This is a genomic window from Streptomyces sp. GMY02, from assembly GCF_019056675.1.
GTDB classification, from domain to species: Bacteria; Actinomycetota; Actinomycetes; order Streptomycetales; family Streptomycetaceae; genus Streptomyces; species Streptomyces odonnellii.
This window is the reverse complement of the sequence record NZ_CP077658.1, coordinates 2126514-2140163: the sequence shown is the minus strand read 5'-3', so window position 1 is coordinate 2140163 and position 13650 is coordinate 2126514. Positions and strand designations below refer to the sequence as shown.

The window sequence follows — 13650 nt, the reverse complement described above, 5'->3', positions numbered from 1 at the left end:
ACGCCAGGAGTGCTCCCCATGTCCCAGGTCCAGCGCATGTCCCGTTTGATGGTCAAGACACTGCGCGACGACCCGGCGGACGCCGAGACCCTCAGCCACAAGCTGCTCGTCCGCGCGGGGTATGTCCGCCGTACGTCCGCCGGCATCTGGAGCTGGCTGCCGCTGGGCAAGAAGGTCCTCGACAACATCTCACGCGTCGTCCGCGAGGAGATGGACGCGATCGGCGCCCAGGAGGTGCTGCTTCCCGCGCTGCTGCCCAAGGAGCCGTACGAGGCCAGCGGCCGGTGGGAGGAGTACGGCGACCTGCTCTTCCGGCTCAAGGACCGCAAGGGCGCCGACTATCTGCTGGGCCCCACGCACGAGGAGATCTTCACCCAGGTCGTCAAGGACCAGTGCACGTCCTACAAGGACCTGCCGGTGATGCTCTACCAGATCCAGACGAAGTACCGCGACGAGGCGAGGCCCCGCTCCGGTGTGCTGCGCGGGCGCGAGTTCCAGATGAAGGACTCGTACTCCTTCGACACCACCGACGAGGGGCTGGCCGAGTCGTACGCGCTGCACCGCGCCGCCTACCAGAAGATCTTCGCCAGGCTCGGCCTCGACTTCCGGATCGTCTCGGCGGTCTCCGGCGCGATGGGCGGCTCCGCCTCCGAGGAGTTCCTGGCGCCCGCCGCGGCCGGCGAGGACACCTTCGTGGACTGTCCGGCGTGTGACTACGCGGCCAACACGGAGGCGGTCACCTTCACCGCGTCCGTGCCGGTGGCGGACGCGCCCGGCCCGGTCGAGGAGCTGGACACCCCCGACACCCCCACCATCGAGACGCTGGCCGCGTTCCTCGACGTACCGGCCTCGGCGACCCTGAAGAACCTGCTGGTCAAGGTGGACGGCGAGATCACCGCGGTCGGGGTGCCCGGCGACCGCGAGGTGGACCTCGGCAAGCTCGGCGAGCACCTCGCCCCCGCGGTGGTCGAGCTGGTCACGGCCGAGGACTTCGAGGACCGGCCCGATCTGGTACGGGGCTATGTCGGCCCGCAGGGCCTCAAGATCCGCTACATCGCCGACCCCCGGATCGCGGCCGGCACCGCCTGGATCACCGGCGCCAACAAGCCCGGCACGCACGCGCGCAATGTCGTGTGCGGCCGCGACTTCGAGGTCGACGACTACCTGGACGTGGTCGTCGTCGAGGAGGGCGACCCCTGCCCCCTGTGCGGTACCGGCCTCAAGCTGGACCGCGCGATCGAGATCGGCCATATCTTCCAGCTCGGCCGCAAGTACGCCGACACCTTCCAGCTCGATGTCCTCGGCCAGCAGGGCAAGCCGGTGCGGGTGACGATGGGCTCGTACGGCATCGGCGTCTCGCGCGCCGTGGCGGCACTGGCCGAGCAGACGGCCGACGAGCACGGCCTGTGCTGGACCCGCGAGATCGCCCCGGCGGACGTCCATGTGGTGGCGGCCGGCAAGGCGCTCCAGACGGAACTGGCCCTTGAGGTCTCCGAGAAGCTCGCGGCGGCGGGGCTGCGGGTGCTGGTGGACGAGCGCGCGGGCGTCTCCCCGGGCGTGAAGTTCACCGACGCGGAGCTGATCGGCGTACCGCACATCCTGGTGGCGGGGCGGCGTGCGGGTGAGGGCGTGCTGGAACTGAAGGACCGGCGCACGGGTGAGCGCGAGGAACTGACCACAGCGGAAGCGATCGCCCGCCTGGCCGGCTGATTCCCGGGGCTCCGCCCCGGACCCCGGTCCTCAATCGCCGGACGGGCTGGATTTCGCTGCTGCCGCGAAAACCAGCCCGTCCGGCGAAATGTCACCCCGCCCGGCGATTGAGGGCACCGGTCGCTCCGTTACAGCCAGCCTGCGAATTCCAGGAGGAGTTCCGCGCTCTGACGGCGGCCGGCCCTCAGTGCCCGTACCCCCGATTCCACCGCCCGGAACAGCGTCCACCCCCGCAGCCGCCCCCTGTCCATGTCTAGCGAGTCCGCCAGCCTGCTCACCCGGCGCCGCGCCGACGAAGGGCCCGACGAGGCGGCCACCAGGTCCTCGACCCGGTCGCGGGCCAGCCGCGCCAGGTCATAGGCGGGCTCACCGACCAGCGGCTCAGGACCGACCGCGAGCCAGGGCGCCCGCTCGCCGGCCAGCACCTTGCCCTGCCCGAACGCGCCGTGCAGCAGCCGGGTGTCCGCCACCGAGGCCGCCGACGCGCAGAGTTCGTCGCGTGCCTCCAGCGCCGCCGAGACCAGCGGTCCGAGGCCCTCGTCCGCCGACTCCCGCAGCGCCGCCGACTCACGGGCCGTCCGCTCGGCCACCGTCTCGAAGGCATGACCCTCCGGCGGGTCGACCCAGAGCCGCCGTACCGTACCCGCCGCTTCCAGCAGCGCCTTCGCCTCGGGCAGGGAGCGCAGCGAGATCTCCGGCTGAAGGCGTTCCAGCAGCAGCGCGGTGTCGGCGGTGGAGGCGGGGTCCAGCAGTTCCACCGCGCCCCAGCCCTTCCAGTGCGCCAGCGCCGCCCGCTCCAGCGAGGGCGCCGCGAAGGACGGGACGATCTTGAGCGTCGCGGGGGAGCCGTCGGCCCGCCGTACCAGCACCACCAGTCCGCCCCGGCCGCCCGGCGCGACGACCCGCTCGACCTCGAGCCCGCGCGCGGCGACCGCCTCCCCGGCGAGGGCGGGGAGCAGGCTCAGCCACTCGGCCGCAGCCGGTTCGCCGTACTGCTCGCCGAGGGTACGGACCAGACGCTGCGGCGGTTCGAAACCCATACGTGCGTGGTTACCTTTCCGGACTTTCCGGGCCTTCCCGGCTCGTGGCCGGTCGTCTGGGCCCGCGGACTCATGGCCGGACCCACCGGCTCACGCGCGCTCGGCGAGCCCAGGAAAGGCTACGCCCGTGCCGCGCCAGCGCACCGCGCGCACCGCGGCCTCCCGCAGCGCGTCCGCCGCCTCCCGCCGCAGGGGCCCTTCGGCCGCCCGTACGAGATCGGAGTAGACGCCCGCGACCCGGTCCTCCAGAGCGGCGGCGAGGCGTACGGCCGCGGCGGCGTCCGGCACCGCGAACGGCAGGGCGTACGCCGGCGCGGCCACCGCCACTCTCCCGCCCAGATCGCGCACCGTGCGCGCGAGCGCGTCGCGCCGCGCCCGGTGCGCGGTGTGCGCCGCGGCGGCCTCGGCCCGTCGGTCGTCGTCGACGCGGCCCCCGACGACCCCGTACCCGTACACCGCCGCGTGCTCCGCGGCGAGCGCCGCCCGCGCGGCGTCCAGCGCCCGCTTGCTCATGAGGCGGATCCTTTCGTCAGCAGCTCCGACAGCAGATAGGCGTGCGCGGCGCTCGCCGCCGCGAGGGAGGCCAGCAGCCGGGCCAGTTCCGGGGGCGCGTCCATGAGCGTGGCGGTGTGCGCGTCGGCGGTACGGCGCTCCGCGGCGGCCAGATCCTTGAGCGCCTGCTCCGCGTCTGCCGCGACGGCCGGGAGCACCGGCGGCCTCGCGGTGGCGGAGGGCGAGGGAGCGGCGGAGGACGAGGGGCGCGCGGAGGGTGCGGGGCTCGTGGGCTTGCGCGCCGGTGGCGCCAGCGCGTCCACCTGGCGCGCGACCGCCGCCCGCAGCGGCGCCAGCGCCTCGCTCGTGTCCGGGAACGCCGTCAGCACCGCGTCGTACCGTCCGAGCAACTTGCGGCTGGTGTCCGCGGACCGCAGCCGCAGCGCGCTCTCCGCCCGCGCGGCCTTCGTACCGCTGGACACCACCCGGCCGCCGTCCGTGGAGTCCGGGGTGCAGCCCGCCAGCAGACCCGTCGCGGTGACTGTCGCGGCGCCCGCGGCCCTCAGCGCATGCCTCCGTGTCGTCCCCGTGCGCCCCACGCGTCTCTCTCCCCTGTCTTCGGGCTTCGCGATGATCACCGCAGGCGAGCGTACCCGCGGGTCATCAACGGGTGGACGGCAACACCCCTTCGGACCGGATACCCTTTGATCTGACACACGACGATCCCACAACAGCACACGCGGCCGAGGAGTCACCCGGATGAGCACCACCCAGAGCGAAAGGCTGCGCGGACTGCTGGAACCGCTCGTCAGCGCGAAGGACCTGGATCTGGAGGAGATCGAGGTGTCCCGGGCAGGCAGGCGTCGTGTGCTGAGGGTCGTGGTGGATTCCGACGAGGGCGTGGACCTCGACGAGTGCGCCGAGCTGAGCCGCTCCATCTCCGAGAAGCTCGACGAGACGGACGCGATGGGCGAGGACGAGTACCAGCTCGAAGTGACCTCGCCGGGCGCGGAGCGCCCCTTGACCGAACACCGTCACTATCAGCGTGCCGTCGGCCGGCTGGCCAGATTCCAGTTGCACGAGGACGGCGAGCTGGTCGCCCGCATCCTCACCGTCGACGACGAGGGACTCGACCTCGAAGTGCCGGGCGTGAAGGGGCGCAGACCCACCGCCCGCCGGATCGAGTTCGCGGGGATCGACCGGGCGCGCGTGGAGATCGAGTTCAGCCGCAAGGACAAGAAGGAAGAGGAGGCGTAGCCGTGGACATCGATGTGAAGCTCCTGAAGGGCTTGGCACAAGAGAAGGAGATCCCCTTCGATCTGCTGGTCGAGGCGATCGAATCCGCCCTCCTCATCGCCTACCACCGTACGGAGGGCAGCCGCCGGCACGCCCGCGTCGTGCTGAGCCGCGACAACGGGCATGTGACCGTCTGGGCCAAGGAGGACCCCTCCGAACTCGAAGAGGGCCAGGAGCCCAAGGAGTTCGACGACACTCCCTCGGACTTCGGCCGGATCGCCGCGACCACCGCGCGCCAGGTCATCCAGCAGCGGCTGCGGGACGCCGAGAACGATGTCACCTTCGGCGAGTACGCCCGCCGTGAGGGCGATGTCGTCGCAGGTCTGGTCCAGCAGGGCAAGGACCCCAAGAACGTCCTCGTCAAGCTGGACGACAAGCTGGAGGCCATCCTTCCGGTGCAGGAGCAGGTGCCGGGCGAGGAGTACACGCACGGTCTGCGGCTGCGCACCTATGTGGTACGGGTGGCCAAGGGCGTGCGCGGCCCCTCGGTGACGCTCTCCCGTACCCACCCCAACCTGGTGAAGAAGCTCTTCGCGCTGGAGGTCCCGGAGATCGCGGACGGCTCGGTCGAGATCGCCGCCATCGCCCGCGAGGCCGGCCACCGTACCAAGATCGCCGTACGGTCGACCCGGTCCGGACTCAATGCCAAGGGCGCCTGCATCGGCCCGATGGGCGGCCGGGTCCGCAATGTGATGGCCGAGCTGCTGGGCGAGAAGATCGACATCGTCGACTGGTCGGACGACCCGGCCGAGATGGTGGCGAACGCGCTGTCGCCCGCCCGGGTCAGCAAGGTCGAGGTGGTCGATCTCGCGGCGCGGTCCGCGCGGGTGACCGTACCGGACTACCAGCTCTCGCTGGCGATCGGCAAGGAAGGGCAGAACGCCCGGCTGGCCGCCCGGCTCACCGGCTGGCGTATCGACATCCGCCCGGACACCGAGCAGACGGACGACAACCGCGACCGGGACGGCGGGGCCGGCGACCGCGGCGGCGACCGGGACCGCGGCTGACACTCCCGGGCGTGCGGCGGACTGTCGACGGCGGTCGGCCGGCGGCTACGGGCGGGAGCGCGGCCGACAATCCGCTGTCCCCGGCCGGTACCTGTCGGTAATGATCTCTCCGGAGGGATCCTGTCGCACCGCGACGGGCACCCTCCGGGAGCCGACGCGATCTTTGACCAGTCACGCGTTCGACCCTTGCCCCAAAGGGGTGAGGTCGGTGCGGGGAGGTAGACTTGAACATGTCTGGCCGGACGAGCGCCCGAGCCTGCCCTGAGCGAACGTGCGTGGGGTGCCGGGAGCGAGCGGCCAAGGACGATCTGCTGCGCATCGTGGTGGCCGGGGCACAGTGTGTCCCCGATCGACGCGGTACGCTGCCCGGCCGGGGTGCGTATGTGCACCCCGCCTTGAACTGTCTCGATCTGGCGGTCCGCCGCCGGGCGTTCCCGCGGGCCTTCCGGGTCCAGGGGCCGCTCGACTGCGCGGAGCTGCGCCGGTATGTCGAGCAGGCGGCACTGTAGGAAGAAGTACGGCACGGAACCCCGTGCGGTTCAGGTACCTCGCGAGTTGGAAGTAGGTCGAGATTGCGATGAGCACTCGATGAGTACGCGATGAGTACGCCCATGAAGTAGCGACGGTCCGGCGGTAACCCGGACCTAAAAGGAGCGAAGTGGCTAAGGTCCGGGTATACGAACTCGCCAAGGAGTTCGGCGTGGAGAGCAAGGTCGTCATGGCCAAGCTCCAAGAACTCGGTGAATTCGTCCGTTCGGCGTCGTCGACGATCGAGGCGCCGGTTGTACGCAAGCTGACTGACGCTTTGCAGGGGCCCGGCGGCAACGCCGGCAAGACCACTGCCAAGCCCGGGGCGCCCCGCAAGGCGACCCCCGCGAGGCCGGCCGCACCGGCCGCGCCCTCGGCGGGTTCGCCGGCGCGCACGCCGCGCCCCGCCGCCCCCAAGCCCGGTGTCCCGGCCCCCAAGCCGGCCGTCGCCGAGGCACCCAGGAGCACCCCCGTGGCGCCGAGTCCAGGACCCCGTCCGACTCCCGCCCCCAGGCCCGCCGCGGCCGCGCCCAAGCCGGCGCCCGCCGCCCCGGCGGCCCCGGAATTCACCGCGCCCCCGTCGGCCCCGGCCGCCGGTCCCCGGCCCGGTGCCACCCCCGGACCGCGTCCGTCCGCCCGCCCCTCGGGCGGCCACGGCGACCAGCGCCAGGGTGACCGCGACCAGCGGCAGGGCGATCGCGACCAGCGCCAGGGCGGCCGCTCCGGCGGTCCGCGCCCCGGCCAGGCCCCGCGTCCCGGTGCCCGTCCGGCCGGACCGCGTCCCGGCAACAACCCCTTCACCTCCGGCGGTTCCACCGGTATGGCGCGCCCGCAGGCGCCCCGTCCCGGCGGCGCCCCGCGTCCCGGTGGCCCCGGTGCCCCCGGCGGTCCGCGCCCGCAGGGCTCCGGCCAGGGCGGTCCCCGTCCGCAGGGCGGACCCGGCGGACAGTCCGGACGTCCGACTCCCGGCGGCATGCCGCGTCCGCAGGCCCCCCGCGCGGCGGGCGGCCCCGGCGGCGGCCCCGGTGGGAACCGTCCGAACCCGGGCATGATGCCCCAGCGTCCCGCCGCGGGTCCCCGTCCCGGCGGCGGCCCCGGCGGTGGCCGTGGCCCCGGCGGCGCGGGCCGTCCCGGCGGCGGTGGCGGTCGTCCCGGTGGTGGCGGCGGCTTCGCGGGCCGTCCCGGCGGTGGCGGTGGCGGCGGTGGCTTCGCCGGCCGTCCCGGTGGCGGCGGTGGCGGTGGCGCCCCGGGCCGTCCCGGTGGTGGCGGCGGCTTCGGCGGTGGTGGCGGCGGTGGCCGTCCCGGCTTCGGCGGCCGTCCCGGCGGTCCCGGTGGCCGTGGTGGCACACAGGGCGCGTTCGGCCGTCCGGGCGGGCCCGCCCGTCGTGGCCGCAAGTCGAAGCGGCAGAGGCGCCAGGAGTACGAGGCCATGCAGGCCCCGTCGGTCGGCGGTGTGATGCTGCCCCGCGGCAACGGACAGACCGTCCGTCTGTCGCGCGGTGCCTCCCTCACCGACTTCGCGGAGAAGATCAACGCCAACCCGGCGTCGCTCGTCGCCGTGATGATGAACCTCGGCGAGATGGTCACCGCGACCCAGTCCGTCTCCGACGAGACCCTCCAGCTGCTCGCCGACGAGATGAACTACGTCGTCGAGATCGTCAGCCCGGAGGAGGAGGACCGCGAGCTGCTCGAGTCCTTCGACATCGAGTTCGGCGAGGACGAGGGCGGCGAGGAACTCCTCGTGTCCCGGCCGCCGGTCGTGACCGTCATGGGTCACGTCGACCACGGTAAGACCAGGCTGCTGGACGCGATCCGCAAGACCAATGTCGTCGCGGGCGAGGCCGGCGGTATCACCCAGCACATCGGTGCGTACCAGGTCGCTACCGACGTCAACGGCGAAGAGCGCAGGATCACCTTCATCGACACCCCGGGTCACGAGGCGTTCACCGCCATGCGTGCCCGTGGTGCCAAGTCCACCGACATCGCGATCCTGGTGGTCGCGGCCAACGACGGTGTGATGCCGCAGACGATCGAGGCGCTCAACCACGCCAAGGCGGCCGACGTGCCGATCGTGGTCGCGGTCAACAAGATCGATGTCGAGGGCGCCGACCCGACCAAGGTGCGCGGTCAGCTCACCGAGTTCGGTCTGGTGGCCGAGGAGTACGGCGGCGACACCATGTTCGTCGACATCTCCGCCAAGCAGGGCCTGCACATCGACAGCCTGCTGGAGGCCGTGGTCCTGACCGCGGACGCCTCGCTCGACCTGCGGGCCAACCCGGAGCAGGACGCGCAGGGCATCGCGATCGAGGCCCACCTCGACCGCGGCCGTGGCGCCGTCGCCACCGTGCTCGTCCAGCGCGGCACGCTGCGCGTCGGTGACACGATGGTCGCCGGTGACGCGTACGGCCGTGTGCGGGCCATGCTCGACGACAACGGCAACAACGTGTACGAGGCGACCCCCTCGACGCCCGTCCTGGTCCTGGGCCTCACCAATGTCCCCGGTGCCGGTGACAACTTCCTGGTGGTCGACGAGGACCGTACGGCCCGGCAGATCGCCGAGAAGCGTGCCGCCCGCGAGCGGAACGCGGCCTTCGCCCGCAGGGGCGTCCGGTTCTCCCTGGAGAATCTGGACGAGGCCCTCAAGGCCGGTCTGGTGCAGGAACTCAACCTCATCATCAAGGGCGACGCGTCCGGTTCGGTCGAGGCCCTGGAGTCCTCGCTGCTCCAGCTCGACGTCGGCGAAGAGGTGGACATCCGGGTCCTGCACCGCGGTGTGGGTGCGGTCACCGAGTCGGACATCGACCTGGCCATGGGCTCCGACGCCATCGTGATCGGCTTCAACGTGCGCGCCGCGGGGCGTGCCGCGCAGATGGCCGAGCGCGAGGGTGTGGACGTCCGGTACTACTCGGTCATCTACCAGGCGATCGAGGAGATCGAGTCCGCCCTCAAGGGCATGCTCAAGCCGGAGTACGAAGAGGTCGAGCTGGGTACGGCGGAGATCCGCGAGGTCTTCCGCTCGTCCAAGCTGGGCAATATCGCGGGTGTGCTCATCCGCTCCGGCGAGGTCAGGCGGAACACGAAGGCCCGGCTCATCCGCGACGGCAAGGTCATCGCGGAGGACCTCAACATCCAGGGTCTGCGCCGCTTCAAGGACGACGTCACCGAGATCCGCGAAGGCTTCGAGGGCGGTATCAACCTCGGGAACTTCAACGACATCAAGATCGACGACGTCATTGCCACCTACGAGATGCGCGAGAAGCCGCGCGGCTGACGCACGGGCTGACCGCTCCGGTCGGGGCCGGTCGACGGGACGAATTTCCGTCGATCGGCCCCGGCCGTTGCGTGTACGGTTCTTGTGCCCCTGCCAAGCGCTGGCAGGACACCGAACCCGTACCGGCGGGACATCCGGACGTGCATGTATGTGGGGACGCTGTCCTTCGATCTGCTCCTCGGCGACGTACGGTCGTTGAAGGAGAAACGCTCCGTCGTCCGGCCGATCGTGGCCGATCTCCAGCGGAAGTTCACGGTGAGCGCGGCGGAGACCGGCGCTCAGGAGCTCTACCGCAGGGCCGAGATCGGACTGGCGGTGGTCTCCGGGGACTGGGGCCACATCACGGAGGTGCTCGACCGGTGCGAGCGGATGGTCGCAGGCCGTCCCGAGGTGGAGCTGCTGTCGGTACGACGGCGGCTGTACGGCGACGAGGACTGACGGCCCGGCACGCACCACCGGACGAAGACCGATCAGTAGCAGAACCAGTAGCGGACAAGAAAACCCAGAAGGAAGAGTGACGGACCGGTGACCGACAACGCGCGGGCCCGCAAGCTGGCCGATCGCATCCAGGTCGTGGTCGCGGAGACCCTGGACCGGCGTATCAAGGACCCGCGACTGGGGTTCGTGACCATCACGGACGCCCGCGTCACGGGCGACCTGCGGGAGGCCACGGTCTTCTACACGGTCTACGGCGACGACGAGGAGCGCGCGGCCTCCGCGGCGGCCCTGGAGAGCGCCAAGGGCGTCCTCCGCTCCGAGGTGGGCCGCCAGACCGGCGTCCGCTTCACCCCGACGCTGGCGTTCGTCCCGGACGCCCTGCCGGACAACGCCCGTACCATCGAGGACCTCCTCGACCGGGCGCGCGCCAAGGACGCCGAGGTACGGGAGGTGTCCACCGGCAAGACCTACGCGGCCGGCGCCGACCCGTACCGCAAGGCCGACGCGGACGACGAGGGCACCGTTGACACAGGGGGCGCAGCGGGTACCGAGGGCGCGGGCGGCCGTGGCACGGACGGTGCCGCCGCGGAATGACTCAGCAGAACAGCACGCCCGACGGCCTGGTCATCGTGGACAAGCCGTCGGGCTTCACTTCGCACGACGTCGTCGCCAAGATGCGCGGCATCGCCAGGACCCGGCGCGTCGGCCACGCGGGCACCCTCGATCCGATGGCGACGGGCGTCCTCGTCCTCGGTGTGGAACGGGCCACCAAGCTCCTCGGGCATCTCGCGCTGACCGAGAAGGAGTACCTCGGCACGATCCGGTTGGGGCAGAACACCGTCACCGACGACGCGGAGGGCGAGATCACCTCGTCCGCCGACGCGTCCCTGCTCGCGCGCGAGGCCATCGACAGCGGGATCGCGGCCCTGACCGGCGCGATCATGCAGGTGCCCTCCAAGGTCAGCGCGATCAAGATCGACGGCAAGCGGTCGTACGCACGGGTGCGGGGCGGCGAGGAGTTCGAGATCCCGGCCAGGCCGGTGACCGTCTCGTCGTTCCGGCTGTACGACGTACGCGAGGCCGTCGCCGAGGACGGCACCCCGGTCCTCGATCTCGTCGTCTCCGTTGTCTGCTCCTCCGGTACGTACATCCGCGCCCTGGCCCGTGACCTCGGCGCCGGGCTGGGGGTCGGCGGGCATCTCACCGCGCTGCGCAGGACCCGGGTGGGCCCGTACGCGCTGGACTCGGCGAGGACGCTGGACCAGCTCCAGAAGGAGCTGACGGTCATGCCCGTCGCGGAGGCCGCAGCGGCGGCGTTCCCGCGCTGGGACGTGGACGAGAAGCGGGCCGGGCTGCTGCTCAACGGCGTACGGCTGGACATGCCGGCGTTCGCGTCGGCGCCGGTCGCCGCGTTCGGGCCCGGGGGGCGTTTTCTGGCGCTGGTCGAGGAACAGCACGGCAAGGCGAAGAGCCTCGCGGTCTTCGGCTGAGGCCCGAAGCCCGGGGCAGGCGGGGCGGGCGAGGGCCGGCCTGAGGCCTGCGACCCGCCTGTATCGCCCGTACGCCTGAATGCCCACCGTGGAGCCGGGCAGGCGCGCCCGCCCGGCTCCACGGCCCCCCTCCGAAAGGGATCTGTCCATTCCGCGCCCGCGATTCACCCCTTCGGGCAGGCGCTCGGAGGGGGACAGGGTGCACTCGGGGGGCGCGTTCGCGCCGGAAAGCCTTCCGGGAGCCTGGTGGCCGATGCGGGTCACGGCTGCTGGGCATGGCAGTCTTAGCATTGCGTGACGGGAAACGACGTACATGGGTTCGGGCGAGGAGCGGTCTCAGTGCAGCGCTGGCGTGGCTTGGAGGACATCCCCCAGGACTGGGGGCGCAGCGTCGTCACCATCGGCTCCTACGACGGGGTCCACCGCGGACACCAGCTCATCATCAAACGGGCGGTGGAGCGGGCCGGGGAGCTGGGGGTGCCGTCGGTCGTCGTGACCTTCGACCCGCACCCCAGCGAGGTCGTACGGCCCGGCAGCCACCCGCCGCTGCTCGCCCCCCACCACCGGCGGGCCGAGCTGATGGCGGAGCTGGGCGTGGACGCGCTGCTGATCCTGCCGTTCACCGTGGAGTTCTCGAAGCTGTCGCCCGGCGACTTCATCGTGAAGGTCCTGGTCGACAAGCTGCACGCGCGCGCGGTGATCGAGGGTCCGAACTTCCGCTTCGGCCACAGGGCGGCCGGCAATGTCGGTGTCCTGGCCGATCTGGGGGCGACTTACGACTACGAGGTCGAGGTCATCGATCTGCGGGTGACCGGCGAGGCGGGCGGCGGTGAGCCCTTCTCGTCCACCCTCACCCGCCGGCTGGTCGCCGAGGGCGATGTCGCGGGCGCCGCCGAGATCCTCGGCAGGCCGCACCGTGTCGAGGGTGTGGTGGTGCGCGGCGCGCAGCGCGGCCGGGAGCTGGGCTACCCGACGGCCAATGTGGAGACCCTGCCGCACACCGCGATCCCGGCCGACGGGGTGTACGCGGGCTGGCTCACGGCGGACGGCGAGCGCATGCCCGCGGCGATCTCGGTCGGTACGAATCCGCAGTTCGAGGGGACGGAGCGGACGGTCGAGGCGTACGCGATCGACCGGATCGGGCTCGATCTGTACGGCCTCCATGTGACGGTCGACTTCCTCTCGTACGTCCGCGGGCAGCGGAAGTTCGAGTCGATCGAGGCGCTGCTGGAGGCGATCGCCGACGACGTCAAGCGCTCACGGGTGCTGACGGAGGAGTACGACGCGAGGTAGGGGCGCCGCCTCTGCCGTTTCATCCGGCCGTCGCCCAGTGGCAGGCGACCTGGGTGGTGGCGCCGCCCGTCAGCACCGGCGGCGAGTCCGTACGGCACAGCTCGTCGACGCCCGCCCGTGCCGCCTCGCCCGAGGCCAGCACCTGGCACCGGGCATGGAACCGGCAGCCGTCCGGGATCCTGGACGGATCCGGCGGCTCGCCCATGAGGACGACCGGTTCCTGTCCGGACTCGGGCAGTACGGACAACAGCGCCCGGGTGTACGGGTGCTGGGGCGCCGTCAGCACCTCCTCCACCGGACCCGTCTCCACGATCCGCCCGAGATACATCACCGCCACCCGGTCCGCGATGTTCCAGGCCAGACCCAGATCGTGGGTCACCACCAGTGCCGACAGGCCGAGTTCGTCCCGCAGCGACAGCAGCAGCGCCAGGATCTCGCCCCGTACGGACGCGTCCAGCGAGGCCACCGGCTCGTCGGCGACGATGAGTTCGGGCTCCAGGACGAGCGCGCCCGCGATGACCACCCGCTGCCGCTGGCCCCCGGACAGCTCGTGCGGATAGCGCGCGAAGTACCGCTCGGGAGGGCGCAGCCCGGCCCGTGAGAGGGCCTCCGCGACAGCGGCGCGCTCATCGCCCGCGTGGGCGTGGATGCGGAGCCCCTCGGCGACCGCCTCGTACACCGTATGGCGTGGATTGAGCGAGCCGCTGGGGTCCTGGAGGACGAGCTGTACGCGCTTGCGGTACGCCTTGAGGGCGCGGGCACCGTACGACAGGGGTTCTCCGGCGAAGGTGACCCGGCCCCGTGTGGGCGGTACGAGCCCGAGCAGCGCCCGCGCCAGGGTGGTCTTGCCGCAGCCGGACTCGCCGACCAGGGCGACGATCTCCCCGGCGCCGATCTCGAGATCGACACCGTCGACGGCACGGGCCGACGCCGCGCCGCGCCGCCCGGGGAAGGTGACCTTCAGCTCGGCGGCCGACAGCAGGGGGAGGGGGCCCGCGGGAGGCGTGGTCGTCGTCAAGGGTGGCTCCTGGAAGGTGGCCGGGCGTTGTTACGAGGCTTCTGGGACCTGTCGGGTGCTACGAGGC

13 protein-coding genes are annotated in these 13650 nt (G+C 72.0%); 9 read left to right on the top strand and 4 right to left on the bottom strand.

Annotation, left to right across the window (positions count from 1 at the left end):
* Window positions 1-18: 18 nt before the first annotated feature.
* Window positions 19-1710 carry a proline--tRNA ligase gene (locus KQY30_RS08835; RefSeq protein ID WP_217306366.1) on the top strand — a complete coding sequence of 564 codons (1692 nt, stop codon included), beginning with the start codon at window positions 19-21 and terminating at the stop codon, window positions 1708-1710.
* A gap of 128 nt (window positions 1711-1838) precedes the next feature.
* On the opposite strand, the gene KQY30_RS08830 is transcribed toward KQY30_RS08835, so the two are convergent.
* The 3 genes from KQY30_RS08830 to KQY30_RS08820 all read right to left on the bottom strand — a co-directional run bounded on the left by KQY30_RS08830 (window position 1839) and on the right by KQY30_RS08820 (window position 3841).
* Window positions 1839-2750, bottom strand: a complete 912-nt coding sequence (locus KQY30_RS08830) for an aminoglycoside phosphotransferase family protein (RefSeq protein WP_217306365.1) — start codon at window positions 2748-2750, stop codon at window positions 1839-1841.
* A 90-nt stretch (window positions 2751-2840) separates the two neighbouring features.
* On the bottom strand, window positions 2841-3263 hold the full coding sequence (locus tag KQY30_RS08825; RefSeq protein WP_217306364.1) for a ferritin-like domain-containing protein: 423 nt from the start codon (window positions 3261-3263) through the stop codon (window positions 2841-2843).
* Entirely contained in the window at window positions 3260-3841 is a 582-nt protein-coding gene (locus KQY30_RS08820) for a hypothetical protein (protein WP_217306363.1), read from the bottom strand. The genes KQY30_RS08825 and KQY30_RS08820 overlap by 4 nt, the downstream gene beginning before the upstream one ends.
* A 160-nt stretch (window positions 3842-4001) precedes the next feature.
* On the opposite strand from KQY30_RS08820, the gene rimP reads away from it, so the two are divergent.
* The 8 genes from rimP to KQY30_RS08780 all read left to right on the top strand — a co-directional run bounded on the left by rimP (window position 4002) and on the right by KQY30_RS08780 (window position 12565).
* Entirely contained in the window at window positions 4002-4499 is a 498-nt protein-coding gene (gene rimP / locus KQY30_RS08815) for a ribosome maturation factor RimP (protein WP_046508530.1), read from the top strand.
* A gap of 2 nt (window positions 4500-4501) precedes the next feature.
* On the top strand, window positions 4502-5545 hold the full coding sequence (nusA, locus tag KQY30_RS08810; RefSeq protein ID WP_217306362.1) for a transcription termination factor NusA: 1044 nt from the start codon (window positions 4502-4504) through the stop codon (window positions 5543-5545).
* A 230-nt stretch (window positions 5546-5775) separates the two neighbouring features.
* Entirely contained in the window at window positions 5776-6054 is a 279-nt protein-coding gene (locus KQY30_RS08805) for a YlxR family protein (RefSeq protein ID WP_217310894.1), read from the top strand.
* Window positions 6055-6203: 149 nt separating this feature from the next.
* Window positions 6204-9344: a translation initiation factor IF-2 gene (gene infB, locus KQY30_RS08800; RefSeq protein ID WP_217306361.1), complete on the top strand. Its 3141-nt coding sequence runs from the start codon at window positions 6204-6206 to the stop codon at window positions 9342-9344.
* 144 nt (window positions 9345-9488) lie between these two features.
* Window positions 9489-9782: a DUF503 domain-containing protein gene (locus tag KQY30_RS08795; protein ID WP_046504590.1), complete on the top strand. Its 294-nt coding sequence runs from the start codon at window positions 9489-9491 to the stop codon at window positions 9780-9782.
* Window positions 9783-9869: 87 nt separating this feature from the next.
* The gene (gene rbfA / locus KQY30_RS08790; RefSeq protein ID WP_217306360.1) at window positions 9870-10376 is read left to right on the top strand and encodes a 30S ribosome-binding factor RbfA; all 507 of its coding nucleotides are present in this window, start codon (window positions 9870-9872) and stop codon (window positions 10374-10376) included.
* Window positions 10373-11272 carry a tRNA pseudouridine(55) synthase TruB gene (gene truB, locus KQY30_RS08785; RefSeq protein ID WP_046504583.1) on the top strand — a complete coding sequence of 300 codons (900 nt, stop codon included), beginning with the start codon at window positions 10373-10375 and terminating at the stop codon, window positions 11270-11272. The genes rbfA and truB overlap by 4 nt, the downstream gene beginning before the upstream one ends.
* A 339-nt stretch (window positions 11273-11611) precedes the next feature.
* Complete coding sequence (locus KQY30_RS08780) at window positions 11612-12565, top strand: bifunctional riboflavin kinase/FAD synthetase (RefSeq protein ID WP_079023557.1); 954 nt, start codon at window positions 11612-11614, stop codon at window positions 12563-12565.
* A 19-nt stretch (window positions 12566-12584) separates the two neighbouring features.
* Here KQY30_RS08780 and KQY30_RS08775 read toward each other — a convergent pair whose 3' ends face one another.
* Window positions 12585-13583 carry an ABC transporter ATP-binding protein gene (locus KQY30_RS08775; RefSeq protein WP_217306359.1) on the bottom strand — a complete coding sequence of 333 codons (999 nt, stop codon included), beginning with the start codon at window positions 13581-13583 and terminating at the stop codon, window positions 12585-12587.
* Between the last annotated feature and the right edge of the window lie 67 nt (window positions 13584-13650).

Excerpts from the sequence above, each read along its gene's own strand:
- rimP (WP_046508530.1), top strand. The coding sequence starts at position 4,002 with ATGAGCACCACCCAGAGCGAAAGGCTGCGCGGACTGCTGGAACCGCTC.
- KQY30_RS08795 (WP_046504590.1), top strand. The coding sequence starts at position 9,489 with ATGTATGTGGGGACGCTGTCCTTCGATCTGCTCCTCGGCGACGTACGG.
- KQY30_RS08805 (WP_217310894.1), top strand. The coding sequence starts at position 5,776 with ATGTCTGGCCGGACGAGCGCCCGAGCCTGCCCTGAGCGAACGTGCGTG.
- KQY30_RS08825 (WP_217306364.1), bottom strand. The coding sequence starts at position 3,263 with ATGAGCAAGCGGGCGCTGGACGCCGCGCGGGCGGCGCTCGCCGCGGAG.
- KQY30_RS08830 (WP_217306365.1), bottom strand. The coding sequence starts at position 2,750 with ATGGGTTTCGAACCGCCGCAGCGTCTGGTCCGTACCCTCGGCGAGCAG.
- truB (WP_046504583.1), top strand. The coding sequence starts at position 10,373 with ATGACTCAGCAGAACAGCACGCCCGACGGCCTGGTCATCGTGGACAAG.
- KQY30_RS08835 (WP_217306366.1), top strand. The coding sequence starts at position 19 with ATGTCCCAGGTCCAGCGCATGTCCCGTTTGATGGTCAAGACACTGCGC.